Raw genomic sequence first — 24,726 nt, 5'->3', positions numbered from 1 at the left:
CGTTACTTGCCGTCGTCTAGATGGCAATCGTCTATGCGCTTGCCCAGCTCGTGCATGTGGCGGCGGTACTCGCGCACGGCGCGCTCGGCGATGCGGCGCTCTTCCTCCCAGTCGCCATCCTTGAGGTGCTGCGCGAACGCTTTCGCGGCTTTCGCAGTGCGTTCGGCGGCAGCCTGGCGCGTTATATCCGCCTTCTCGCCGAGCTCCTTCAGGTCATCCTCATGCGCGGCATACTCGCGTCGGGCGAAATCGAGCATCTCGTCCATGGCACGCTTGCGGTGGCTTTGGCGCTGCAGCGCGAAGGCGACGTCTTCCCAAGCCGCCTCTTCGCCGGCGTCCCGGCGCGCTTTCGCGGCCATGCGCGCTGCTATCTCCTGACGCGCCATCATGCGCTCCAGCTCCAAGTGCTCGTGCAGGATGGCCCGGATATCCTGGGGATTCTCCACGATTTCCTGCACGGCTTCAATCGGTTTCGCGTCCACCACGCGGTAGGTGAGCGATGCCAGAAGCGGCATGAGGAACACGGTGATGGCGCCTGCCGCCACCAGCACGCCGGCGGTGTCCTGGGCCATGGCGCCGGATTTCACGGCCAGGCTGGTCACGGCGACGATGATGGGAAGCGCCGTGGTGCAGTATAGCGCCACGGTGATGCGGTTGTGCATGGACAGCGCCTTAGCGTCGCGGCCCATGGACAGCGCGACCACGATGGGCACGGCGCGCACGAGCAGCAGCGCGCAGATGAACGTGATCAAAAGCCCCGGCTGCGCGCCCACGCCCGCTAGGTCGATCTTCGCGCCGGACACCACGAAGAAGACGGGCGTGAGGAAGCCGTAGCCGATGGCATCGAGCTTCGATTCCAGCTCATGGTCGCCTTCGGGGATGATGTAGCGCAGCACGAAGCCGGCGGCGAACGCGCCGAGCACGATGTCCAAGTCGAATACCGCTGAAACGGTGACCAGTCCGATGAGCAGCACCACCGTCACGCGGACGAACGTCTGCGAGGTCGAGTTGCGCCTACGATGCAAAAAGCCGTACACGCCGTGGCCTGCTTTGCGCGCCTTCGACGGCACCACGGCCATCACCACGCATAGCACGCCGAACAACGCCAGGATCAGCAGGGTCTGCCAGGTTTTACGGGCGGAAAGCAGCAGCGCCATGGCAAGCACGGGGCATAGCTCGCCCCAGGTGCCGAACGCCAGGATGCCGTTGCCCACCTGCGTGCCTTCCAGCTTGCGTTCCTTCAGGATGGGCATGAGCGTACCGAGCGCCGTAGTGGTCAGGGCGATGGCGATGGCAAGCCCATCGATGTGGCTCAGGGAGAAGCTAGGGGAGAAGTATACCGCCGTACACGCAAGCACCATGGAAACGGCCCAGGTGGCAAGGCCCTTCTTGCCTTGCGAGCCCGATAGGCTCCTGGGGTCGATCTCGTAGCCTGCCAGCAGGAACAGAAACGCCAAGCCAAGCTCGGAGATCATGTTCATGGAGTCGGTCAGCTCGATCAGGCCGGCCATATGCGGGCCGAGCAGGGCGCCCGCCAACAGCAAGATGACGGTCTCCGGGACCAGCCCGCGCGGGATGATGCGCGCGATGATGGGCGCGCATGCGGCGATCAGACATGCGGTGAAAAGCGAGATGAAATCGGTTGGCATGTTGCTTCCTTCGGAGGGGTGTGAGGTGTCAGGCGGTTATTTCGCCAGATATTCCTGCAGATCGTCCCAGGTGCGCGCTGCCTCGGCGTACCCTTGCGCGTACAGGTCGAGCAGCTTGTCCTGGTCGTGTTCCATGCTGCGCACCTCAACGGGGCGCTGAGGCTGTATGGCAAATACCTCGCCCGCCTCGTGCATGCGCGCCACTTGGCGGTAGGTGCGGTTGTACTCGACGTGGCGATAGCGCAGGCGCTCAAGATAGTGCGGGAAGTCGGCGTACATCTGCGAGAGCACCGGCATCAGCTTGTTGGGCCCTTTCTCGTAGTTTGCGTCCTGCGTGAGCACCACGATGTGCTTTTTGCGCCCCGTCAGCAGGCTGTACGTGATCGGGACGCTGTCGCAGGTACCGCCGTCGAGCAGCTTCTTGCCGTCCACCTCGACGATTTGGCTGACCAGCGGCATCGACGACGATGCGATCAAATAGGGAAGGTCGGCATCGCGGCCAAGGTCGCGCACGGCATGGTAGTCGGCCTCGCCGAGCTCAAGGTCGCTCGATACGGCCGTCAGCGTGATGGGGCTGTTCGCGAACGCCTGGAAGTCGAAAGGATCGAGCTTTTCCGGCACCTCGTGGAAGGCGAACTCCCTTCCACAGGCGTTGCCGGTATGCACGAAGCTTTTCATGGAAAGGTAACGCGGGTCGTTGCAGTACTTCATATTAAGGAAGCACGTTCGCCCGATTTCGCCCGATACATAGCAGTATCCGTTCAGCGCGCCGGCCGACACGCCGATCACCCGATCGCAGAACAGGCCGTGCTCCAAGAAGTAATCGAGCACGCCGGCGGTGAACTGCCCGCGCATGGCTCCGCCTTCGAGCACCAGGTTCACGGGCACGGTTTCCTTTCCTTCCCAAGCAGGTTTCGAGGCGAAAGGGGAAGAGGCCGGGTTCGCTTGGCGTGCGTCCTCGGCGTCGGATGCGCTTTCGGGCTTTGCCGAGCTGGCGCATTCGGGCGTGCGGCGCTCTTCGGAAAAGAGCGGGTTTCCCTGCTTCGCGTCCTCGGCTTCGGCTGCGTGCTCGGGGTGTGGCGGGACGGCGCGTTCGGCGGCGTTATGTTGTTCGGAGCGGAGCGTTTCGTTCATGGGTGCGGCCTTTCTCGTGTTCCGCTTCAAGTATAGCCCGAGCGCCCGTGCACCTCCCCATACCTTCACAGCGTCACCGTTTCGTAACGCCTTCTATCGCAATGGTACTAAAACAGTAACAAATATATGACGAAGGCGTCGAAGCCCTTCCTTCGGCGGCTGCGATGGTTATAATCGGGGCATGAAACAGGTGGGGCGGCAGACCGGTTAGTCCGCTGGCCCCGGAGCGACCAAGGAGGTCCATCATGTCCCAGATCATCTCTTCTGCCCAGTTCGCCGCCGAAGTGGAAGGCGCCGACGTTCCCGTGCTCGTAGATTTCTTCGCAACGTGGTGCGGGCCGTGCAAGATGCTCGCCCCCACGCTCGACCAGGTTGCCGCAGAGGTCGCCGGCCGCGCCAAGGTGGTCAAGGTCGACATCGACGCCAGCCCCGATCTGGCGCAGCGCTTCGGCGTCATGAGCGTGCCCACGCTTGCGGTGTTCAAGGACGGCAAGCTGGTGAACCAGGTCGTGGGCGTGCAGCCTAAGCCCGCCATCATGGGCCTGCTCGGTATGTAAGGCCTTGCTCAACGTGTCGCCCGCAGGCATGCCGCGAAGCTTGCGGGCATGCCGCGCATGCTCCGATCGAGCTATCTCCAACCCGAACCGGTGGAAGAGCAAACTGGGGCCAACAAGTCTCGTGCCCAAAGGGTCTCCATAACCCTGTGATATCATCTCCGCCGGAAATCAAGCGAAAGGCGTCGCCCCGAATGGGACGGCGCCTTCGTTTGCGATAGCGGCGAAGACCTGCCGTGCGCGTCATGCCCTTCGTGCGGGGGGAGGCTCGCACGGCAGTGCTTGTCGACAGGCACCCCGGCCCTTTCCCGGTTCACCGGTTCTGGGTCCCAAGACAGGAGGAAACGCGTGATCACGCGCTCGATGGTCCCCGAGTACCTGAAGTACATCCTGCCCACCATGCTCACGTTCACGATGGCGGGCATCTACGGCGTCATCGACGGCGTCTTCGTCGGCCATGCCGTCGGCGACGCCGGGCTTGCGGGCGTCAACGTGGCATACCCGCTCGTGTGCCTTATCCTGGCGGCGGGAACGGGCCTTGGCATGGGTGGCGGCGTGATCAGCTCCATCGCCCGCGGCAAGGGCGAGGCGGAGCGCTCGCAGCGCATCGTCGGCGTCACCTTGTTCATGCTCGTGGTGGCCTCGATCCCCATCTTGGCGCTGTATTCCCTGTTCGCCGAGCAGCTGTGCCGGGTGCTGGGAGGCCAAGGCGAAACGCTTTCGCAGGCGGTCTGCTACCTGAAGGTCATCGCCCTCGGCGCGCCGTTCCAGGTGCTGGTCACGGGCTGCACGCCGCTGATCCGCAACAAGGGCATGGTGGCATTCGCCATGTGCGTGCAGATCTTCGCGGGTTTGGTGAACGTGGTGCTCGATTACCTGTTCGTCATGGTGTGGGGCCGCGGAACGGCAGGCGCCGCCGAAGCGACGGTGGTTTCCCAAGCGGTCGCCTTCCTGTTCGTGCTCGGGTTCTTCCTGCACCGGGATAACCGCGTCCCGCTGCGCGATCTTCTCCCTGACGGCTCCATTTGCGCGCACATCCTCAAGCTCGGCGCGGCGCCGTTCGGCTTGACGCTGCTCCCCGAGGTGTCAACGGTCGTCAACAATATCTCGCTTTCCTACTATGGCGGCGAGACGGCGCTGGCTGCGTATGCCGTCATCGCCTATGTGGCCTTCTTCGTGCAGATCATGATTCAAAGCGTCGGCGACGGCAGCCAGCCTCTCATCAGCGTCTATCGCGGCGCCGGCGATGCCGACGCGGTGCGAAGGCTGCGCAACACCAACTATCTGGTGGCCATCACGTTCGGCTTCGTGGGCCTTGGCATCATGTTCGCGGTGCGCAATGCCATCCCGCTGCTGTTCGGCGCCTCGGATATCGTGAAGCCGGTCATCGCGTATGCGCTGCCGGTGTTCTCAATCTGCTACATCTTCTACGGCTTCACGCATACCACCACCTCGTATTTTTACGCGGTCGACGATTCGCGTTCTTCGAACACGCTTGTCGTCGCCGAGTCCATCATCGTGTGCGTCGTGGTGTTCATCATGGGCCTGCTGTTCCAGGTGGATGGCATCTGGTTCTCGCCCACGGTGCTGCAGATGCTGCTGTGCGTCATCGCCGGCACCCTGCTGTATCGCCGCCATAAGGCGCAGAAGGAATAGGGAAGGGAAGGACCTGGCGCGCCGGGGTTTCCGCAGCATCCGCCGCAGCGCGATGTCGCCATCGCGCAGGGCCGCTTTCTGTCTGTAGAAATGGTACCGACATAGTAACAATATCGCGAAAGGCCGCTTGAGCCCCTATACTGAGCGCAAGACATACAGCGAACGCGGCTTCGGGCCGCGGATATGGGGGATACCTATGAACAGCAAATCGATCGACATGCAGGGCGGATCCGGACTGCCGATTGCGTCCGGCGCCTCGGTTGCGACTGATGCCCTGGTCGCACCTGGCGATTCTGCTGCGCCCGGCGGCGCGGTCGCGTCAGAGGCGAACGGCGGCGAAACCTTCGACGTCGCCGTTATCGGCGCAGGCCCGGCGGGTTTGACCGCGGGCTTGTACGCCGCGCGCGCGGGCTTGCGCACCGCGGTGTTCGAGCAGCTCTCGCCCGGCGGGCAGCTCGCGCAAACCGAGCGCATCGAGAACTACCCGGGGTTTTCGGAAGGAGCCGGCGGCTTTGAGCTTGCATGGTCCATGAAGGAGCAGGCCGAACGCTTCGGCGTGCAGATCATCAACGAGGGGGTCTCCTCGCTCGACCTGGCGTTGCCGGTGAAGCAGCTGCGTACGCCATACGGGTCCTACAGCGCCCGAAGCGTCATCGTGGCCACGGGAGCCCGTCCGCGCAAGCTCGGCGTGCCCGGCGAGGCGCAGCTCACGGGGCGCGGCGTTTCGTATTGCGCCACCTGCGACGGCAGCTTCTTCCGCGGGAAGACCGTCATGGTGGTCGGCGGCGGCAACACCGCCGCGGCCGATGCCATCTACCTTTCGCGGCTGGCCGAGCGCGTCATCCTCGTGCATCGCCGCGACAAGCTGCGCGCAACGCCCGTTTATCACGACCAGCTGGCGAAACTTGAAAACGTCTCCTTCATGTGGAGCACCGAGGTGCGCGCCTTGCACGGCGAGGAGGGCAAGCTGGTTTCCGCGCAGGTCGAGCATCTAAGCGACGGCGCCTTGGAAACCGTGCCCGTCGACGGCGTGTTCGTGGCGGTGGGCACGCAGCCCAACACCGAGTTCCTCGCAGGCGCCTTGCCCCTTGACGCGGGCGGCTACATCGCGGCCTCCGAAACAGGGGAAACCCCCATCCCCGGCGTGTTCGCGGCAGGCGATGTGCGGGCGAAAGCCCTTCGCCAAGTGGTCACGGCGGTGTCCGATGGTGCAGTCTGTGCGGAGCAGGCTGCAAACCATGTCGCAATCTGATAAGATTTTACGGTTCGACAACGGCCCTGCCCTCGTTTAACGCGCGCGCAGGGCCCATGCCGCGGGTCCGTCCGCGGCCACCGGCAACATATGACGAAGGATGCACCGACCATGCAAGATAGCGAAATGCGCGACAAGCTGGAGAAGATCATCAAGGCCTACGAGGAGCTGCAGGCCAAGATGAGCGACCCTGCCGTGCTTGCCGATCAGAAGGAATACAACAAGCTGGCAAAGGAATACTCCGACCAGGGCGAGCTGGTGGAGAAGTCCCGCGAGTACCTGCAGGCCTGCACCGACATCGACGAGGCCAAGGAGATGCTCGGCGACCCCGACATGAAGGAGTTCGCGCAGGAGACCATCTCCGCCGCAGAGGCCAAGCTTCCCAGCTTGGAAGAGGACATCAAGTTCCTGCTCATCCCCTCCGATCCGGCCGACGAGAAGGACATCATCGTGGAGATCCGCGCCGCGGCCGGCGGCGATGAGGCCGCCATCTTCGCGGGCGACCTGTTCAAGATGTACGAGCGCTTCTGCTCCTCGCGCAAGTGGAAGATCGAGCTCATGGACGTCAGCCCCTCCGATGCGGGCGGTTACAAGGAGGTCCAGTTCAAGGTCAAGGGCGACAAGGTGTACTCGGTCATGAAGTTCGAGTCCGGCGTCCACCGCGTGCAGCGCGTTCCCAAGACCGAGTCCCAGGGCCGCATCCACACCTCCACCGCAACGGTGGCGGTGCTGCCTGAGGCCGACGAGGTCGAGGTCGACATCAACGAGAACGACCTGCGCATCGATGTGTACCGCGCCGGTGGCCCGGGCGGCCAGTGCGTCAACACCACCGACTCCGCCGTGCGCATCACGCACCTTCCGTCGGGTTTGGTCGTGCAGTCCCAGGACCAGAAGTCCCAGCTGCAGAACAAGATCGCCGCAATGGCCGTTCTGCGCGCCCGCCTGTACGAGAAGATGCTCGCCGAGCAGCAGGCCGCTGAAGGCGCCAAGCGCCTGGCTCAGATCGGCTCGGGCGACCGTTCGGAGAAGATCCGCACCTACAACGGCCCGCAGGACCGCGTGACCGATCACCGCATCGGCTTCAACTCCACCTACACCAGCGTGCTGCAGGGCGACGGCCTTGACGACGTCATCGCCGCGCTTCAGGCCGCCGATCGCGCTCAGAAGCTCGAAGAGGCCGTGTAGGTCGGGAAATCCCATCAGGGGTAATCGCATCGCGGTGCGGATGTACCGTGCCGCGATGCGTCGATCGCCGAAGGCGCGCCACCGCAGCAACGGTGTCGCGCCTTCGGCGTTGTTTTGCGCTGGTCGGTTTGATTGCCGGCCTTGCGGATATGGCTTCGCGTCGCAGGCGTTTGTTTGCGGGCGGAGCGGGCATGGGCTCGATGGAAGGCGAAGGAAACGGAACATGGGCGATATGTGGACGATCAAGGCCGCGCTCGATTGGACGGTCGGCTATCTTGAGCGCAAAGGCGACGAGAATCCGCGCCTTTCGGCCGAGTGGCTGCTGTCGGAGGCTTGCGACATGTCCCGCATCCAGCTCTATGTCAGCTTCGATCGCCCCTTGTCCCTTGAGGAGCGCGATATCCTGCGCGGCTACGTCACGCGTCGCGGCAAGGGCGAGCCGTTGCAGTACATCACCGGGTACGCGGCTTTCAGGCACATCCAGGTGAAGGTGCGCCCGGGCGTGCTCATCCCGCGCCCCGAAACCGAGGTGCTCGTCAGCGAGGCGCTCTCGCTTCTGCCCGCGGCGCACCGGCGCGTTGCGCTTGACAGCACCATCGACGCTTGGGAAGGCGATGCGCTCATCGCTGCCGAGGCAGCTGCGGCCGAGGCTGCGCAGGACGGCTCGGACGTCGACGCGTCGGAGACATTGAAGCGCTCCCAGCAAGCCATTAGCGCTTACTTGGATGCTCAGCAAGATCAAGGCAACGGCGATGGCTGCGATCGCCCCGATGGTTCCGCGGTCGCAAAGCCCCGACCCTTGCTGGTCGCCGATATCTGCACGGGAAGCGGGTGCATCGCGTGCTCGGTGGCCTACGAGCGTCCTGATACCCGCGTCATCGCAACCGATATCGTGCCCGAGGCGGTGGCGCTTGCTAAGGACAACGCCGCCGAGTTGGGGCTTTCCGACCGCGTTCGCATCGAGCAGGGCGACCTTGGGTCGCCGGTGCCCGCCGCCGCTATGGGCCGGCTCGATTTAGTGGTATCCAACCCTCCCTATGTTCCCACGGCGGTGCTTGCCGAGATACCTCGGGAAGTGGCCGATTTCGAACCCGCGCTCGCCTTGGACGGCGGCGCCGACGGCAACGATATCCTTCGCCGTCTGCTGCCTTGGACGGCGGCGGCGCTTCGCCCCGGGGGCGGTTTCGCCTTCGAGCTGCACGAGACTTGCCTTGATGCTGCGGCGGAGTTGGCGCGGCAAGCGGGTTTTCATCAGGTGCGCATCGTCGACGACCTGGCCGGCAGGCCTCGCGTGCTCACAGGCGTCAAGCCGGTGTAAACCGGTAACCGCATTCTGCTGAACAACTTGAAGTGCCGCAAATCGCTTGAAGCACCGAACGAAACGGCCTCGTTTCCCGGACTGGGAAACGAGGCCGTACTGCGTTTGAACGGGGGGTGGGTGAACGGGGGGCGGATTATTCGACCCCTAGGTGAATGGGGCACGGAGGTGCGTTCGCAATGAGAGCACGCCTCCGTGCCTCTGTTCGCCCACACGCGCGCTGCTGGGATGTCAGGCTGTTTACTCGATGCCGATGGCGGGGATGTTTCGCGGCATGTTCGCTCCGGCGGCCGCGATGCCGTCGCGCTCCATCTGCTTTCCGATCTCCACGTACAGGGCTGCATCGGCGGCGTTCTGGGCAACCTCCTCGTCGGTGAGCGTGCGGATCTGCTTGGCGGGAACGCCCACCATGACGGCCCGGGGCGGCACCTCGCGGCCCTCGGGCACCAGCGCCCCGGCCCCGATGAGCGCCTCCTTGCCCACGTGCACGCCGTTCATCACGATGGCCCCCATGCCGATGAGCACGCCGTCCTCGACGGTGCACCCGTGCACGGTGGCGTTGTGGCCGATGATCACGTTGCGGCCTACCGTCAGCGGGAAACCCGCGTCGACGTGCAGGCTGCATCCCTCCTGCACGTCGCTGCCCTCGCCGATGACGATCCGTTCGCCGTAATCGGCTCGGATCGCGGCCTCGGGTAGCACGGTGGCGTCGCGCGCCAGCTCGACGTCGCCGATAACGGTGGCGTTCAGCGCTACTCGCGCCTCGGGATGCATTTTCACGTGGCGATACCCTTCGGCGGGTACCAGGTTCTCATGGCTGTTCATGCGAGGCCTCCTTGTGCGGCTTTCGGCTTGGGCGGCGAGTCCGTCCCTGTTACCTGCATCTTCGCACGTTCGACGTGCCGCAATCCGGTCAATTTCGACGCTTCGTCCGCATTTTGAAAATAATTGATGAGAAACGGTTGCCATCCTCAGGGTCGGCGCTATACTAACGGCCACAAGTTCATAAACGAAATGCGTTGACGAGGATAGTAGAGACGAACCCATCTTCAAGAAAGCCGGCGGTTGCTGCAAGCCGGTGTTGGGCGGGCTTGAACACCCCTCCGAGCAGTTCTGACGAACGCTCGGCCCCAGGCGAGGAACATTCGCGCAAGGCCGGTGCAAGTAATCTGAACCGGTGACTCCGTTATGCGTCGCATATGCGTTCATGCGTATGCCTTCTCTTTTGAGGTCCTGGTGCAGGTTGCTTGCAGCAGGATTTTTTTTATGCCCCACAAGGGCAGAAGAAGGAAGAAGGATTGGCATGCAACTTCGCAGCGACGCCGTCAGATGCGGCATTCCGCGCGCCCCTCACCGCAGCCTGCTCAAGGCCGACGGCCTGACCGACGAGGAGCTGAAGCGCCCGCTTGTCGCGGTGTTCAACTCCCGCAACGACATCATCCCCGGTCACAACAACCTCGATAAGATCTGCGAAGCCGTGAAGGCCGGCATCTACATGGCCGGCGGCGTGCCGTTTGAGATCTCCACCATCGGCGTGTGCGACGGCATCGCCATGAACCACGACGGCATGCACTACTCGCTCGTGTCGCGCGAAGCCATCGCCGACAGCTTCGAGTGCGCCGTCCAGGGCCATGCCTTCGATGCGGCCGTGTGCATCCCCAACTGCGACAAGATCGTCCCCGGCATGCTGCTCGGCGCGTTGCGCGTGAACATCCCCACGGTGTTCGTCTCCGGCGGTCCCATGCTCCCCGGCCATCAGCCCGGGTGCTCGCAGGGCGTCACCACCGACCTGAACACGCTCTTCGACGGCGCCGGCCAGGTTGCCGCCGGCACCATGACCGAAGAGGAGCTCAAGTACTTCGAGGACACCGCGTGCCCCACCTGCGGATCCTGCTCCGGCATGTTCACTGCCAACTCCATGAACTGCCTGTGCGAGGCCCTGGGCATCGCGCTTCCCGGCAACGGCACCATCCCCGCCGTGTACTCCGAGCGCCTGCGTCTTGCCAAGCATGCCGGCATGAAGGTCATGGAGCTTCTGGAGAAGGGCATCTGCATCAAGGACATCATCACGGAGGCCGCCATCCATAACGCCATGGAATGCGATATGGCCTTCGGCGGTTCCACGAACACGGTGCTGCACCTCACCGCCATCGCCCAGGAGGCGGGCCATCCCATCACCATGGACGATTGGGACGCCGCAAGCGCGCGCACCCCGCACCTGGTGAAGCTGCAGCCTTCCGGCCCGCGTCCGCTCATCGACCTGTATGTCGTCGGCGGCGTGCCGGTGGTCATGCACGAGCTGGGCGAAGCCGGCCTGCTCGACCGCAGCGCGCTCACGGTCATGGGCACCATGGACGAGTACCTGGCTAACTGCACCAAGCCCGCTGACGGCGAGGTGTGCCGCACGTACGACAACCCCTTCTCCAAGGTGGGCGCCCTGCGCGTGCTCCACGGCAACGTGGCCCCCAACGGCGGCATCGTGAAGAAGTCGGCGGTCGACCCGTCCATGCTCACGCATACCGGCCCTGCCCGCTGCTTTGACTCCGAGGAGCAGGCATGCGAGGCCATCTTCGCCGGTAAGATCAACCCCGGCGACGTAGTGGTCATCCGCTATGAAGGTCCCGCCGGCGGCCCGGGCATGCGCGAGATGCTCATGCCCACCAGCGCCATCGTGGGCATGGGCCTTTCCAAGTCGGTGGCCCTGCTCACCGACGGCCGCTTCTCCGGCGCCTCCAAGGGCCCGTGCGTCGGCCACATCAGCCCCGAGGCCGCAGCCGGCGGCCCGATCGCGCTGATTCAGGACGGCGACCGGATCACCGTCGACATCGAGGGCGGCGCCATCACGCTGCACGTCGATGATGACGAGCTGGCTGCCCGCCGTGCGGCCTTCGTCGCGCCGGCGCCCAAGCATAACCACGGCGTGCTGGCCAAGTACGCCAAGCTGGTTTCCTCCGCAGACAAGGGAGCGTATGTGTCATGAGCGAACGCAAGCACGATAAGCACGCGTCCACCGCAGGCCAGCCCCGCGGTCTGGGCAGCAAAAACCCCAAACAGGGCGAAGAGATGATCGGCGCGCAGGCCGTGGTGGCCTCGCTCGAGGCCGAGGGCGTCGACCTGGTCTTCGGCTATCCGGGCGGCCAGGCCATCAAGATCTACGACGCGCTCTACGACAGCAAGCAGCTACACCATGTGCTCTCGCGTCACGAGCAGGGCGCGGTGCACGAGGCCGATGGCTATGCGCGCGCCACGGGCAACGTCGGCGTGGTCATCGTCACCTCCGGCCCCGGCGCCACCAACACCGTTACCGGCATCGCAACCGCCTATATGGACAGTGTTCCGCTCGTGGTCATCACCGGCCAGGTGCCCCGCGGCGTCATCGGCACCGACAGCTTCCAGGAGTCCGACATCGTGGGAATCACCATGCCCGTGGTCAAGCACTCCTTCCTGTTGCAGTCCACCGATGAGCTGACGTCCACCTTCCGCGAGGCGTTCCATATCGCCGCATCCGGCCGTCCCGGCCCGGTGCTGATCGACATTCCCTCCGATATCCTGTCGGAGAAGATGGTGTTCAACTATCCCGATAAGGTCAACCTGCCCTCGTATCGCCCCACCTATCGCGGCAACGCCAAGCAGATCCGCGCGGCGGTCCAGCGCATCCAGCGCGCCGAGCGCCCCGTGCTCTACGTCGGCGGCGGCGTGATCAGCTCCGGTGCCGCCGATGAGCTGGTCGAGCTGGCCAACGCGCTGCAGCTGCCCGTGGTCACCACGCTTATGGGCAAGGGAGCGTTCCCTGCTTCCAACCCGCTCAACATCGGTCCCGTGGGCATGCATGGCTCGAAGTACGCCAACCTCGCCATGACCGAGTCCGACCTCATCATCGCATGCGGTGCGCGCTTCTCCGATCGCGTGACGGGCAAGCTCTCCGAGTTTGCCCCGCATGCCGACGTCATCCACATCGACATCGACCCTGCCGAGATCGGCAAGATCCGCAAGGTGCAGATCCCCATCGTCGGCGACCTTCGCGGCGTGCTCGCCGGCATCAACGAGGCGGTGTCCAAGGCCGGCGCCAAGCCCATCACCGCACCTTGGCTCGCCCAGATCGCCGAGTGGCGTCGTCGCTTCCCGTTCTACCACTCCGATTTGGTGGAAGACCCCGGTCGCATCGTGCCTGAGACGGTCATGCAGAAGCTCTCGCGCAAGCTCGACCCTAAGCATTCCATCGTGGTGACCGAGGTCGGCCAGCATCAGATGTGGGCTGCGCAGTTCATCGACCGCGAGAAGCCGCGCACGTTCATCTCCTCCGGTGGCCTGGGCACCATGGGCTTCGGCTTCCCGGCGGCCATCGGCGCTGCCTTCGGCTGCCCGGACGACCAGGTGGTCTGCGTCGCCGGCGACGGATCGTTCCAGATGAACTCCCAGGAGATGGCCACGGCCGCCATCAACGGCGTGCCGGTGAAGGTGCTCATCCTGGACAACCGCGCTCTTGGCATGGTGCATCAGTGGCAGAAGCTGTTCTACAACGAGCGTTATAGCTTCACGGAGCTGTCGGCCAACCCCGACTTCTGCAAGCTGGCCGATGCCTACAGCTGGAAGTCCCGCCGCATCACCGCCCCCGAGGAGGTCGACGCCGCGCTTGACGAGATGCTCGCCTGCGAGGGCCCCTTCCTGCTCGACGTGGCCATCCCCGACGACCAGAACGTGTTCCCGATGGTGGCCCCCGGCGCGGCGATGTCCGACGTGCTCGGCGCCATCGACGTGGCCGTCGGCGCGGTGCGCACCGACGTGCCCGGCCAGCCGGCGCCTGCGCCCGAGCCGGAGAAAAGCCCCTGCGCTAAGATCGATGCGCAGTTCGGCGGCCGATGGGAAAGCGATCCCGAAGACAAAGGGCCGCGCGAGGGCGAGCAGCCCGAGGACGCGGACGTGGAAGGGGAGTCCCGATGAAGCACATCCTGTCCGTTTTGGTTGAGAACAAGCCCGGCGTGCTCTCGCGCGTCACGGGCATGGTCTCCCGCCGCGGTTTCAACATCGATTCGCTGTCGGTCGGTCCCACCGAAGATCCCACCATGTCGCGCATCACCATCATCGTGAAGGCCGACGAGCTGGCGTACGAGCAGCTCACCAAGCAGCTCAACAAGCTGGTGAGCGTGTTCAAGATCACCGACCTCACCGATACCTCCGCCATCGAGCGTGAGCTGGTGCTGTTCAAGGTCAACGCCGCGCCCGACCGCCGCAACGAGATCATCGAGATCGCCAACGTGTTCCGCGCCAAGATCGTCGACGTCGGCCGCTCCAGCCTCACCATCGAGGCCACGGGCGACGAGTCGAAGCTCAAGGGCATGGAGGACCTGTTCCGCGCATACGGCATCAAGGAGATCACACGCACCGGCAAGATCGCCATGTCGCGTGCCTCCAAGGAATCGTAGGCGCCATGGCTTCCCGCAGTACGCTGTGGCAGCGCAGGCTGCGCATGTGGGCGATGCCGTGATCGGCGAGGTGCCATGTTCGGACGTCCGCCGGCACGTAGTTCGCGCGATGAGCTGCGCTAACCGTCGGGGTTCGAATGCGGCATGCGGGCGATGCGCTTTGCAGCCGCCTGCCATGCGCTGATGCGATTTCGCACACGCTATACTTCCAGGTACATCAGCCAAGAAGAAAGGAATTACCACCATGGCTGTTACGATCTACTACGAAAACGACGTCGATCCGAAGATCATCCAGGGCAAGAAGGTCGCCATCATCGGTTACGGCTCCCAGGGCCATGCCCATGCCCTCAACCTCATGGATTCCGGCGTCGACGTGCGCGTCGGCCTGCGCGAGGGTTCCAAGAGCTGGGCTAAGGCCGAAGAGGCCGGTCTGAAGGTCACCACCATGGACCAGGCCGCCGAGGAAGGCGACATCGTCATGATCCTCGTTCCCGACGAGCTGCAGCCCGAGGTCTATGAGCAGCACATTGCTTCCCACCTGAAGGCCGGCAACACCCTGGCCTTCGCCCACGGCTTCAACATCCACTACGGCTACATCAAGGCTCCCGAGGACGTCAACGTCGTCATGTGCGCCCCGAAGGGCCCGGGCCATATCGTTCGTCGTCAGTACACCGAGGGTTCCGGCGTGCCGGATCTGGCCTGCGTGTACCAGGACGCCACCGGTGACGCTTGGGATATCATCATGTCCTACTGCTGGGGCGTCGGCGGTGCCCGTTCCGGCATCATCAAGGCCACGTTCGCCCAGGAGACCGAGGAAGACCTCTTCGGCGAGCAGGCCGTCCTGTGCGGCGGTCTGGTGGAGCTGGTGAAGGCCGGTTTCGAGACCCTGACCGAGGCCGGTTACCCGCCCGAGCTGGCTTACTTCGAGTGCTACCATGAGATGAAGATGATCGTCGACCTCATGTACGAGTCCGGCATCCACTTCATGAACTACTCCATCTCCAACACCGCCGAGTACGGCGAGTACTACGCCGGCCCGAAGGTCATCAACGAGCAGTCCCGCGAGGCCATGAAGGAGATCCTGCATCGCATCCAGAACGGCGACTTCGCCCGCGAGTTCGTCGCTGATTGCAAGAACGATCATAAGTGGCTCTTCGAGCAGCGCGAGGCCATCAACAGCCACGAGATCGAGAAGACCGGTGCCAAGATCCGCGGCATGTTCTCCTGGGTCAAGTCCGATGAGGCCGAATAACCCGAACGCTTCGGTTCTGGTCGTGTAGCCGTACCGGGGTGCCTGCCATCCCGTGAATCGGTCTCCCTCAAGGGGCCGGGCATATTGCCCGGCCCCTTCTCTGTTTGCCGCCATGCTGAGGTAAAGCCTATAGAGGAGCTGGCGGCGTTCGCGTTCGTTCGCCGCCGCGGTTTCGGAGCGCCTTGCGCATGCCGCGGCTGGCTGTCCAGGGCACCCCTCGCGCGTTTGTCGACGCAGTCGGTTTTCGCGCATTCGTTCGCGACTATCGGCCTTTCTCCGGATATTTGCATCTCGGATGCGCCGCGCCGACGCGCGTTGTGTAGTATGAAGTCATATGCGAACACAACACGAAGGGTGGTTATAGCGCATGACGAAGAAGGTCCTGGTTACCGAGAAGCTGGCGCAGGCCGGTTTGGACCGCCTTGCGGAAAAGGGCTTGCAGGTCGATGTCAAGCTGAAGATGTCCACGGATGAGCTTATCGAGGCCATCCCCGACTACGATGCGCTCGTGGTGCGCTCCGCCACGCATGTCACGCGCGAGGTCATCGCCGCGGCTTCGAAGCTGCGCATCATCGGCCGTGCCGGCGTGGGCGTGGACAACGTCGACGTCGAGGCTGCGACCGAAGCCGGTATCATCGTGTGCAATGCCCCCACTTCCAATATCGTTTCGGCCGCCGAGCAGACCATGTGCCTCATGCTGGCCTGCGCGCGCAACACCGCCCAGGCCAACGCAAGCATGCATGCGGGGGAGTGGTCCCGCGGCAAGTTCTGCGGCAGCGAGCTGTATGAGAAGACGCTGGCCATCTTCGGCCTGGGCCGCATCGGCGGCCTGGTTGCCGAGCGCGCCCGTGCATTCGGCATGCACCTGGTGGGCTACGACCCGTACTGCAGCCCCGAGCGCGCCGAGCAGCTGGGCGTGGCGCTTTACGACAACATGGAGGAGCTTCTTCCCCTGGCCGATTTCATCACGGTGCATCTGCCGAAGACCGACGAGACCATCGGCATGTTCGGCCCCGAGCAGTACGCCGCAATGAAAGACGGCGTCATCCTGGTCAACGTGGCGCGCGGCGGCATCTACAACATCGACTCCCTGGCCGACTTCCTTGCGGCCGGCAAGATCGGCGCCGCGGGCATCGACGTGTTCGAGGACGAGCCCTGCACGCAAAGCCCGCTGCATGAATTCCCCAACGCCATCCTCACGCCCCATCTGGGCGCTTACACCTACGAGGCGCAAAGGCGCGCGGGCGTGCAGATCGCCGATTACATCGCTGCCGGCCTTGAGGGCAGCGTCGTGCCCACCGCGCTCAACATGGCGCCCGTGCCGCCCGAGGTTATGGACGCCGTGGGCCCGTACGTGCCCGCTTGCCAGATGATGGGCAGCATGCTCGCCCAGCTGGGCAGGGAAGTGCCCAAGCGCCTGTCGCTCACTGCGTCCGGCAAGGCCGCTCCCGCCGATGCCACCATCCTTATGGCTGGCACCCTTCAGGGCCTGCTTTCCTACAAGAACCTGGCAACGGTGGTCACGCCCGTCAACGCCGAGGCCGTCGCTCGTCGCCACGGCATCCGCGTGGACACCGGCGCGCACGCATCCGCCGGTGCGTACTCCTCTTCGGTGACGGTGGTCGCCGATGGCCGCGAGATCGGCTGCACGCTTTCCGGCGAGGATCAGCACGTGCGCCTCATCTCGCTGCTCGGCTACAAGGTTGACATCGCCCCTGGTCCGCAGGCGCTCATCTTCCAGTATGAGGACCGCCCCGGCCGCGTGGGCACCATCGGCTCCATCCTCGGCGACGCCGGCATCAACATCACCACCATGCAGATCGTCAACGACCCCGAGGCAGGTCAGGCCATCGTCTACATGAACATCGAAGGCGAACTCGATGACAGCGTGCTGGCCAAGCTGCGCGAGAACCTCGAGGACCTAAAGAACCTCTGGTACGTGAAGCTGTAGCCGAGCAACCGCATATCGTTATGCGCCCGCCGCGAGAAATCGCGGCGGGCGTTTTTGCGTTCAGACGGTCGAAAGGGCTTTTGCGTTCAGGCGGCCAACGCTTGCTCAGGTCTCGTTAACCGGGGACCTTCGCATTCCGGCGACAAAAGGGTTGCTTGCGTTTCGTCCAATGATCGCGCCCTGCGATACGAGGGCATTTTCCGGATGCTTTTCCGCATCCTGTTGGCCCAATGCTCCTTCGCGTTTCACCGTTCGAAAATCCTCTGCGTTTCCCACCCGTCATGCTCTACGCTGAAAGGATGTTCCGCAACTGCTCGATTCGGTCAAGATTTAACATGTGGGTAACTTGTTGAACAGAGTTTTAACTCGACCGTTGTGCTAGGTGTATTAGAATGGGTTGCGTTTTGTAAATAGAGCCGAAAGGAACGGAAATGACGCGCAAGATCGCAATTTTCGACACAACGCTGCGCGACGGCGAGCAATCGCCCGGCGCTTCCATGAACACCGAGGAAAAGCTTGTTGTGGCGCGTCAGCTGCTACGTTTGAACGTCGACGTCATCGAAGCGGGTTTCCCCATCTCCAGCCCCGGCGACTTCGAGAGCGTCCGCCGCATCGCCGAGCTGGCTGGCGATGACGCCACCGTCGTCGGCTTGACCCGTGCCGTGGCCAAGGACATCGATCGCGCCGCGGAGGCGTTGAAGTACGCCAAACGTCCGCGTATCCACACGGGCATCGGCGTTAGCCCCAGCCATATCCATGACAAGCTCCGCATCACCGAGGACCAGTGCATCGAGCGTGCGGTGGCCGCCGTCAAGCATGCGAAAAGCTATGTCGAGGACGTCCAGTTCTATGCCGAGGACGCCGGTCGTGCCGACTATGCGTTCCTGGCGAAGGTCATCCAGGCCGTCGTCGATGCCGGCGCAACCGTCGTGAACATCCCCGATACCACCGGCTACAGCTTGCCCGACGAGTTCGGCCGCCGCATCAGGTACCTCATGGAGAACGTCCGCGGCATCGAGAACGTCACCGTCTCGGTGCATTGCCACAACGACCTAGGTATGGCCACGGCCTTGTCTCTTGCCGGCGTTGAGAACGGCGCAACCCAGATCGAGTGCACTATCAACGGCCTGGGCGAGCGTGCCGGCAACACGGCCATGGAAGAGGTCGTCATGGGCATCAAGATGCACGGTGGGGAGCTTGACGCCCACACCGACATCAACACTCGCGAGTTCCTCAAGGCCTCCCGCTTGGTTTCGTCCATCACCGGCATCAACGTGCAGGTGAACAAGGCCATCGTCGGCGCCAATGCGTTCGCGCATTCCTCCGGCATCCATCAGGACGGTGTGCTCAAGAAGCGCGACACGTACGAGATCATCGATCCGGAAGAGGTCGGAGCCGGCAAGTCCCAGATCGTGCTCACCGCGCGTTCAGGCCATGCGGCTTTGAAACACCGTCTAGAGGAGCTCGGCTACGAGCTCGACAAGGAAAAGCTCGACAAGATGTACGACGCCTTCCTTGATCTGGCGGACAAGAAGAAGGAGATCTACGACGAGGACCTCGAGTCGCTCATGAACGAGAGCCATCGCAACGAGGCTGCCCTGTACTCGCTGGAGTCCGTGCAAATCTCCTGCGGCTTCCCGCTCAAGCCCACGGCTACCGTCACGTTGCGCAACCCCGCAGACCAGGTCGTCACCGCGTGCGATTTCGGCACGGGCCCCATCGACGCCGTGTACAAGGCCGTTAACAAGATCGTGCAGGTGGACAATGACCTGACCGAGTTCTCGGTGCAGGCCGTCACGCGCGGTATCGACGCTTTGGGCGAGGTCACCATTCGCGTCACTGCTCCCGACGGCGAGGTGTACACGGGCCGCGGCGCCGATGGCGACATCGTCGTGTCTTCCACCAAGGCCTACCTGAACGCGTTGAACCGCCTTCTGAACGACAAGGCGGAGCACGCGAAATAGCGTGCGGCAACCCATGATCGGATAGCATTGAAAACGGCCTGCGAACGAATGGTTCGCAGGCCGTTTCGGTTTAGAGAATGCAGCGCGTAAGAAGCCGATCGCGTATGTTCATGCCGCTTCGCGCTTCTTGTGATCGGTCAAGCTGCTCTCCGATCACAGCACGCGTCGCAGCTGTTGCTTTTTGATCTCGCTCTCAAGCGAGGAATGCACGATGTTCTGAAACGGCTTCACGTCTGCGGTGATATCGGCGCAAGTCGGGTCGCACACTTTATGCTGGAGGTAGGAAAGGATCGCCCCTGTATAGAATTCCGACAAGAATCGGACGTTACCCTCCGACAGATAGCGGTTCGACAGGATGAAACGGATATCCGCCGCCATCGCGGGGACGTACAAGCGGTACAGGTAGGCCTGCAGGCTGTCGGGTCCGCTCATGCGCAGCGTTTTGGCATAGTATGAGCGGCGATACTGGAAGCATTCGGCCAGCATGTCGAAGAACACCGACCCGTCCAAGCTGCGCACGCCTACTTTCTTATGAACGTAATAGGGCAGGGAAGAGAAGGAATCGTCGCTCTCGGGCTCGAAGAGCAGGTCGTCGTCGGCGACATTGGCTTTCAGCACATCGGCAAGATCGCGCCGGAACACCCATCGGATTAGGTGCTCCTTGCTTTCGAAATGATAGTAGAATGTTTTGCGGTTCTTCCCGGATGCTGCGACGATGTCGGAAACCGAGATCTTCTCTATTGGCTGATGCTCTGCCAGCTCAATGAACGAGTTCCCCAAAAGCCCCATAGTGTCTAACGAACCCATGGTGTGCATCCTTTCTTCGAAGCAACCGCCAAAGCGCCGATAGGCCTTTTATGCGTTCTCTCTAGCTGGTTTGCAGTATACATCAGATGGACAACGGACAACAAATGGGGGGATGAAGAAATAGCGTACCTCTGTGCGATGTTTCGAGTAAAAAGTTTTCAATATGCAGCGAAACCGCAGGTCAGCGAAATTATGAACGGAAGTTATCAATCAACCCATGATTCAATAGGTATTCGCTATGACAGCCTAAATTGGCGAAAAATCACTCAAAAAGGCGATAGTGACCGGTTCCGGCTGTTTTGCAAGCGCGTATAGTTCAGCTCAAGGAAACCGGGCAAATCCCGGAGGTCCGGCAAAACTCGAGCCAAGGAGAGAAGATGGACTTCAATTTGACCGATGAGCAGCAGATGCTGCTCGAGAGCGTGGATGAGTTCTGCGAGCGTTACTTCACCGAGGACGTCGTGAAGAAGATGTACGAGGATCACGGCATGCCGCAGGAGATCGCCGAGGCTTATCGCGACGCTGGTTTCGGTTTGATGGGCATTCCCGAGGAGTACGGCGGAATCCCGATGGATCGCGTGACCATCGGTCTGATGATCGAGCGCCTGTACCAGAAGAGCGGCTGCATGCACATTCTGTACCAGAACTCCCTGTCCATGTTCGACATCATGGAGTTCGGTACCGAGGCTCAGAAGCAGGAGGCCATGGACCACTACATGGAGACCGGCTGGCCGATCGCTTCCCTCTCCATCTCCGAGCCTGGCGCCGGTTCCGACAACCGCTCCATGACCACGGTCGCCAAGAAGCAGGCTGACGGCACCTACAAGCTGTCCGGCCAGAAGACCTGGGTGACCATGGGTGAGAAGCTGCCCTACACCATCGTCGTCGCCAAGGACGAGGATCCCAGCCACGACAACGGCAACATGTCCCTGTGGTTCGTCAAGATGGACACCCCCGGCGTCTCTACCGCTCCGCTGCACAAGATCGGCCAGCAGTGCATCCCGTTCTGCGAGGTGTATCTGGACGACGTCGTCCTCACCGAGGATCAGCGCATGGGCGAGCCGGGCAAGGGCTTCATGATGCTCATGAAGAACTTCGAGGTCGAGCGTTCCTACATCGTCGCCGAGCAGGTCGGCCTGGCTCAGGCAGCTCTCGAGGACGCCGCCAAGTACGCTAACCAGCGTATCGCCTTCGGCAAGCCGATCACGCGTCTGCAGATGATCCAGGAGCTGCTCGCCGACATGGAGATCAAGGTCCAGAACACCCGCAACATGCTGTACAAGACGCTGTGGATGATGGACAACGATCAGCCCGTCCAGCTCGAGTCCGCCATGCTGAAGCGCTATGGCTGCAAGGCATGCTGGGAGGTCGCCGATTCCGCCCTGCAGATCTACGCCGGCTTGGGCTACACCACCGAGGTCCGCGTCGGCCGCCTGTGGGCCGACATGCGCGGCAACATGTTCGGCGGCGGCACCCATGAGGTCATGGCATACATCGCCGGCCGTCAGGTTGCCAAGAAGTACGCTGAATAAGCATCGCTTGTTTCATCGGGGCGCCCGCGCAATCGGTTGCCGGCCGCCCCGTTTTCCCATCGTGGCATAACGCTCGTAGTTATACGGGCTGCATGTATCGTTTAAGTCTTACGAAAGGACGGATTCCATGAGGATCGCAGTGGCTTTCAAGGCCGTTCCCGACGCCCAGGACGTTCAGGTTGCGGGCGACCGCACGCTGGACTTCTCCAAGGCGAAGCTGACCATCTCCGAGTACGACAAGAACGCCCTGGAGCTGGGCGCTCAGCTGGCCGATGAGGCCGTCGCCATCACCGTGGGCGGCAAGGACATCGACAACTCCAAGCTCAAGAAGGACGTCATGGCTCGCGGCATGGGCCATCTGTACATGGCCGCCGATGACGCCCTGGCCGACCTGGATGCAGCCGCCACGGCTGCCGCCCTGGTCGACGTGCTGGCCAAGGCCGGCGACGTGGACGCCGTCATCTGCGGCGACGGTTCCGCCGATAACTACCTGCAGCAGGTCGACGTGCAGCTGGCCGAGAAGCTCGGCTGGCCCGTCGTGACCGCCGCCTGCAAGGTCGAGGTCAACGGCTCCACCGCCGTCGTCACCCGCGCCCTCGAGGATTGCACCGAGGTTGTCGAGGTTGAGCTGCCCGCCGTCATCTCCGTGACGCCCGATGTCGCCGAGCCGCGCATCCCGGGCATGAAGGACATCCTGGCCGCCGGCAAGAAGCCGATGGACGTCGCCGGCGCCGACAACGCCCCGGCCGCCGCTCTGACCACGGTCGAGTGCCTGGCCCCTGAGCAGGTTGCCCGCAAGCAGGAGATCGTCGACGCTGCCGACGACGGCGCCATCGAGAAGCTGGCCGCCGCTGTCAAGGCCGCTCTGTAATCGGAAAGGTGAGGTGTCTTATATGAAGGCATTGGTTATCGCTGAGCACGCAGACGTCGCCCGTGAGCTGGCTGGCGGTGCTCGTGAGCTGGGCGCCGACGAGGTGTCCCTGGTTTGCTTCGGCGGCGCCGTCGAGGGTGCTTCCGACAAGGTCCTGAACGTTGCCGTGCCGGCTGGCGCGCTGGTCGACGATGCCGCTTACGCGCTGGTCGACGTCGCTAACGCCGCCGACGTGGTCCTGGTCGAGGCTACCCGCCGCGGCAAGGTCATCGCCGGCCGCCTGGCTGCCAAGCTGGGCACCGCCGCTGCTGGCGCAACCGTCGAGCTGACCGCCGAGGGCGGCCGCGGCACGTACTTCGGCGGCGTCGCCGAGCGCGTGCAGAAGTCCGCTGGCGACAAGCAGGTCTACATCGTCGCCGCCGGCGTGTGCGATGCTTCCAAGGCCGCCGGTGCCGGCGCTGCCGAGGATGTCGCCTGGGTTGCCCCCGAGCGCGCCGCCAAGGTCACCGGCAACGTCGAGCGTCAGAAGACCGCTGCCGACCCGACCAAGGCCGACGTCGTCGTGTCCGCTGGCCGTGGCTTCGCCGCTGAGGAGGATCTGCAGAAGGCTCGCGACCTGGCTGCCAAGCTGGGCGGCGCCATCGCCTGCTCCCGTCCTCTGACCGAGGGCGTCAACTGGCTGCCCACCGAGCTCTACGTCGGCGTTTCCGGCATCACCGTTACCCCGAAGCTGTACATCGCAGCCGGCATCTCCGGCCAGATGCAGCACATGGTCGGTGCCAACCGTTCCGCTACCGTCATTGCGGTGAACAAGGACAAGAACGCCCCTATCTTCAAGCAGTGCGACTTCGGCATCGTCGGCGATCTCAACGAGATCCTGCCTGCGCTGACCGCAGCTCTGTAGTAGGTTCTGAAAGCCCGTCCTTCATGGGCGGGCTTCTTCTCGATGCTGCGCGGGCGCCGGGCGTCTTATTGGGACGCAGGTATCGATGCAGGGCTTCGGCCTTCCGATCGATCGTCAGCAGTCCTGAGGCGCCGGGCGCTCGCGCCGATCATCGATCGATCCGCTGCTGCAGCGGATCAACCAAGACGAGAACACGTTAGAAAGGACGAATGGTGGCTGAAGCTGATTTCGACATCATCGTCGTGGGATCTGGCTGCGCGGGCGGCGTGGCGGCTTACGTGGCCGCATCCGCCGGCAAGTCCGTCCTGGTCGTTGAGCGCGGCAACTTCGCCGGCGCCAAGAACATGACCGGCGGCCGCATCTACTCCCACTCCCTCAAGCAGGTCTTCCCCGACTTCGAGTCCGAGGCGCCCGTCGAGCGCAAGATCACCCACGAGCGCATCGCCATGATGGACCCGAGCTCGCAGATGACCGTCGACTTCACCTCCTCTGAGCTCGGCGAGGAGGGCAAGGACTCCTACTCCGTGCTGCGCGGTCCCTTCGACCAGTGGCTGGCCGAGAAGGCCGAGGAGGCCGGTGCCGAGTACATCTGCGGCATCGCCGTAGAGGAGCTCATCAAGGACGAGTCCGGCCGCGTGACCGGCGTCCGCGCCGGCGACGACGAGATCACCGCCGATGTGGTCATCCTGGCTGAGGGCACCAACTCCATGCTCTCCGAGCGCTGCCTGGGCAACGCCCGTCCCAAGGCCAATCAGATGGCCGTGGGCATCAAGGAGGTCTTCGAGCTTCCCGCCAACGTCATCGAGGACCGCTTCCTGCTCCCCGAGGGCGAGGGCGCTGCCATGCTGTTCGTGGGCGACTGCACCAAGGGCAGCGTCGGCGGCGGCTTCCTGTACACCAACAAGGAGTCCATCTCCCTGGGCCTTGTGGCCACCATCTCCCTGGCCGCCGACGGATCGCGCAACGAGGTGCCGGTCTACCAGATGCTCGAGGACTTCAAGAACCACCCGGCCGTGGCGCCGATCATCCGCGGCGCCAAGATGGTCGAGCACTCCGGCCACATGGTGCCCGAGGGCGGCTACAACATGATTCCGAAATACGTCTTCGACGGCTGCCTGATCGCCGGCGAGACCGCGGGCCTGTGCATGAACATGGGCTACCAGGTGCGCGGCATGGACTTCGCCGTGGCTTCCGGCCGCATGGCCGCCGAGGCGGCGGTGGCCGCCATCGACGCCGGCGACACCTCCGCGGCGGGCCTGGCCTCCTACAAGGAT

At 63.5% G+C, this 24,726-nt stretch carries 19 protein-coding genes; 15 read left to right on the top strand and 4 right to left on the bottom strand.

Going from position 1 to position 24,726, the window contains the following annotated elements; translation table 11 throughout:
* Nucleotides 1–2: 2 nt before the first annotated feature.
* The gene (locus SFHG_RS04870) at nucleotides 3–1,649 is read right to left on the bottom strand and encodes a cation:proton antiporter (RefSeq protein ID WP_042434450.1); all 1,647 of its coding nucleotides are present in this window, start codon (nucleotides 1,647–1,649) and stop codon (nucleotides 3–5) included.
* A 36-nt stretch (nucleotides 1,650–1,685) separates the two neighbouring features.
* Entirely contained in the window at nucleotides 1,686–2,783 is a 1,098-nt protein-coding gene (locus tag SFHG_RS04865) for a patatin-like phospholipase family protein (protein WP_081468938.1), read from the bottom strand.
* Nucleotides 2,784–3,028: 245 nt separating this feature from the next.
* Between SFHG_RS04865 and trxA the strand changes: the two genes are divergently transcribed.
* The 5 genes from trxA (at nucleotide 3,029) to SFHG_RS04840 (ending at nucleotide 8,748) form a co-directional block, all read left to right on the top strand.
* Nucleotides 3,029–3,340, top strand: a complete 312-nt coding sequence (trxA, locus tag SFHG_RS04860; protein WP_042434448.1) for a thioredoxin — start codon at nucleotides 3,029–3,031, stop codon at nucleotides 3,338–3,340.
* 345 nt (nucleotides 3,341–3,685) lie between these two features.
* Nucleotides 3,686–4,993: an MATE family efflux transporter gene (locus tag SFHG_RS04855; protein WP_042434446.1), complete on the top strand. Its 1,308-nt coding sequence runs from the start codon at nucleotides 3,686–3,688 to the stop codon at nucleotides 4,991–4,993.
* Nucleotides 4,994–5,189: 196 nt separating this feature from the next.
* A complete protein-coding gene (gene trxB, locus SFHG_RS04850) occupies nucleotides 5,190–6,245 on the top strand; it encodes a thioredoxin-disulfide reductase (RefSeq protein ID WP_202898096.1) in 1,056 nt (351 codons plus the stop codon).
* 126 nt (nucleotides 6,246–6,371) lie between these two features.
* Complete coding sequence (gene prfA / locus SFHG_RS04845; RefSeq protein WP_042435202.1) at nucleotides 6,372–7,430, top strand: peptide chain release factor 1; 1,059 nt, start codon at nucleotides 6,372–6,374, stop codon at nucleotides 7,428–7,430.
* A 223-nt stretch (nucleotides 7,431–7,653) separates the two neighbouring features.
* Nucleotides 7,654–8,748 carry a N5-glutamine methyltransferase family protein gene (locus SFHG_RS04840; RefSeq protein ID WP_042434444.1) on the top strand — a complete coding sequence of 365 codons (1,095 nt, stop codon included), beginning with the start codon at nucleotides 7,654–7,656 and terminating at the stop codon, nucleotides 8,746–8,748.
* A gap of 240 nt (nucleotides 8,749–8,988) precedes the next feature.
* On the opposite strand, the gene SFHG_RS04835 is transcribed toward SFHG_RS04840, so the two are convergent.
* Nucleotides 8,989–9,573, bottom strand: a complete 585-nt coding sequence (locus tag SFHG_RS04835; RefSeq protein ID WP_042434441.1) for a gamma carbonic anhydrase family protein — start codon at nucleotides 9,571–9,573, stop codon at nucleotides 8,989–8,991.
* Between the two features lie 478 nt (nucleotides 9,574–10,051).
* Here SFHG_RS04835 and ilvD point away from each other — a divergent pair, with 478 nt between their 5' ends.
* From ilvD to SFHG_RS04805, 6 genes are all read left to right on the top strand, one after another.
* Nucleotides 10,052–11,728 (top strand): dihydroxy-acid dehydratase, encoded by a 1,677-nt coding sequence (gene ilvD, locus SFHG_RS04830; protein WP_042434437.1) that lies wholly within the window; start codon nucleotides 10,052–10,054, stop codon nucleotides 11,726–11,728.
* Nucleotides 11,725–13,689 (top strand): biosynthetic-type acetolactate synthase large subunit, encoded by a 1,965-nt coding sequence (ilvB, locus tag SFHG_RS04825; RefSeq protein WP_081468937.1) that lies wholly within the window; start codon nucleotides 11,725–11,727, stop codon nucleotides 13,687–13,689. Before ilvD ends, ilvB begins: the two co-directional genes overlap by 4 nt.
* Complete coding sequence (ilvN, locus tag SFHG_RS04820) at nucleotides 13,686–14,171, top strand: acetolactate synthase small subunit (protein WP_042434435.1); 486 nt, start codon at nucleotides 13,686–13,688, stop codon at nucleotides 14,169–14,171. The genes ilvB and ilvN overlap by 4 nt, the downstream gene beginning before the upstream one ends.
* A 244-nt stretch (nucleotides 14,172–14,415) precedes the next feature.
* On the top strand, nucleotides 14,416–15,423 hold the full coding sequence (gene ilvC / locus SFHG_RS04815; RefSeq protein WP_042434432.1) for a ketol-acid reductoisomerase: 1,008 nt from the start codon (nucleotides 14,416–14,418) through the stop codon (nucleotides 15,421–15,423).
* A gap of 367 nt (nucleotides 15,424–15,790) precedes the next feature.
* Complete coding sequence (gene serA / locus SFHG_RS04810) at nucleotides 15,791–17,374, top strand: phosphoglycerate dehydrogenase (RefSeq protein WP_042434429.1); 1,584 nt, start codon at nucleotides 15,791–15,793, stop codon at nucleotides 17,372–17,374.
* A gap of 431 nt (nucleotides 17,375–17,805) precedes the next feature.
* Entirely contained in the window at nucleotides 17,806–19,338 is a 1,533-nt protein-coding gene (locus tag SFHG_RS04805; protein ID WP_042434426.1) for a 2-isopropylmalate synthase, read from the top strand.
* Nucleotides 19,339–19,491: 153 nt separating this feature from the next.
* On the opposite strand, the gene SFHG_RS04800 is transcribed toward SFHG_RS04805, so the two are convergent.
* Nucleotides 19,492–20,145 (bottom strand): TetR family transcriptional regulator, encoded by a 654-nt coding sequence (locus SFHG_RS04800; RefSeq protein ID WP_042434423.1) that lies wholly within the window; start codon nucleotides 20,143–20,145, stop codon nucleotides 19,492–19,494.
* Nucleotides 20,146–20,522: 377 nt separating this feature from the next.
* Here SFHG_RS04800 and SFHG_RS04795 point away from each other — a divergent pair, with 377 nt between their 5' ends.
* The 4 genes from SFHG_RS04795 to SFHG_RS04780 form a co-directional block, all read left to right on the top strand.
* Entirely contained in the window at nucleotides 20,523–21,677 is a 1,155-nt protein-coding gene (locus SFHG_RS04795) for an acyl-CoA dehydrogenase family protein (protein WP_042434421.1), read from the top strand.
* A 127-nt stretch (nucleotides 21,678–21,804) separates the two neighbouring features.
* The gene (locus SFHG_RS04790) at nucleotides 21,805–22,548 is read left to right on the top strand and encodes an adenine nucleotide alpha hydrolase family protein (protein ID WP_042434418.1); all 744 of its coding nucleotides are present in this window, start codon (nucleotides 21,805–21,807) and stop codon (nucleotides 22,546–22,548) included.
* A gap of 22 nt (nucleotides 22,549–22,570) precedes the next feature.
* A complete protein-coding gene (locus SFHG_RS04785) occupies nucleotides 22,571–23,452 on the top strand; it encodes an electron transfer flavoprotein subunit alpha/FixB family protein (RefSeq protein ID WP_042434415.1) in 882 nt (293 codons plus the stop codon).
* A 212-nt stretch (nucleotides 23,453–23,664) separates the two neighbouring features.
* The coding region (locus SFHG_RS04780) for an FAD-dependent oxidoreductase (protein WP_202898095.1) at nucleotides 23,665–24,726 on the top strand (1,062 nt) is incomplete at its 3' end.

The organism is Senegalimassilia anaerobia JC110, from assembly GCF_000236865.1.
Classification (GTDB): domain Bacteria; phylum Actinomycetota; class Coriobacteriia; order Coriobacteriales; family Eggerthellaceae; genus Senegalimassilia; species Senegalimassilia anaerobia.
This window is presented reverse-complemented; position numbering and strand designations above follow the sequence as displayed.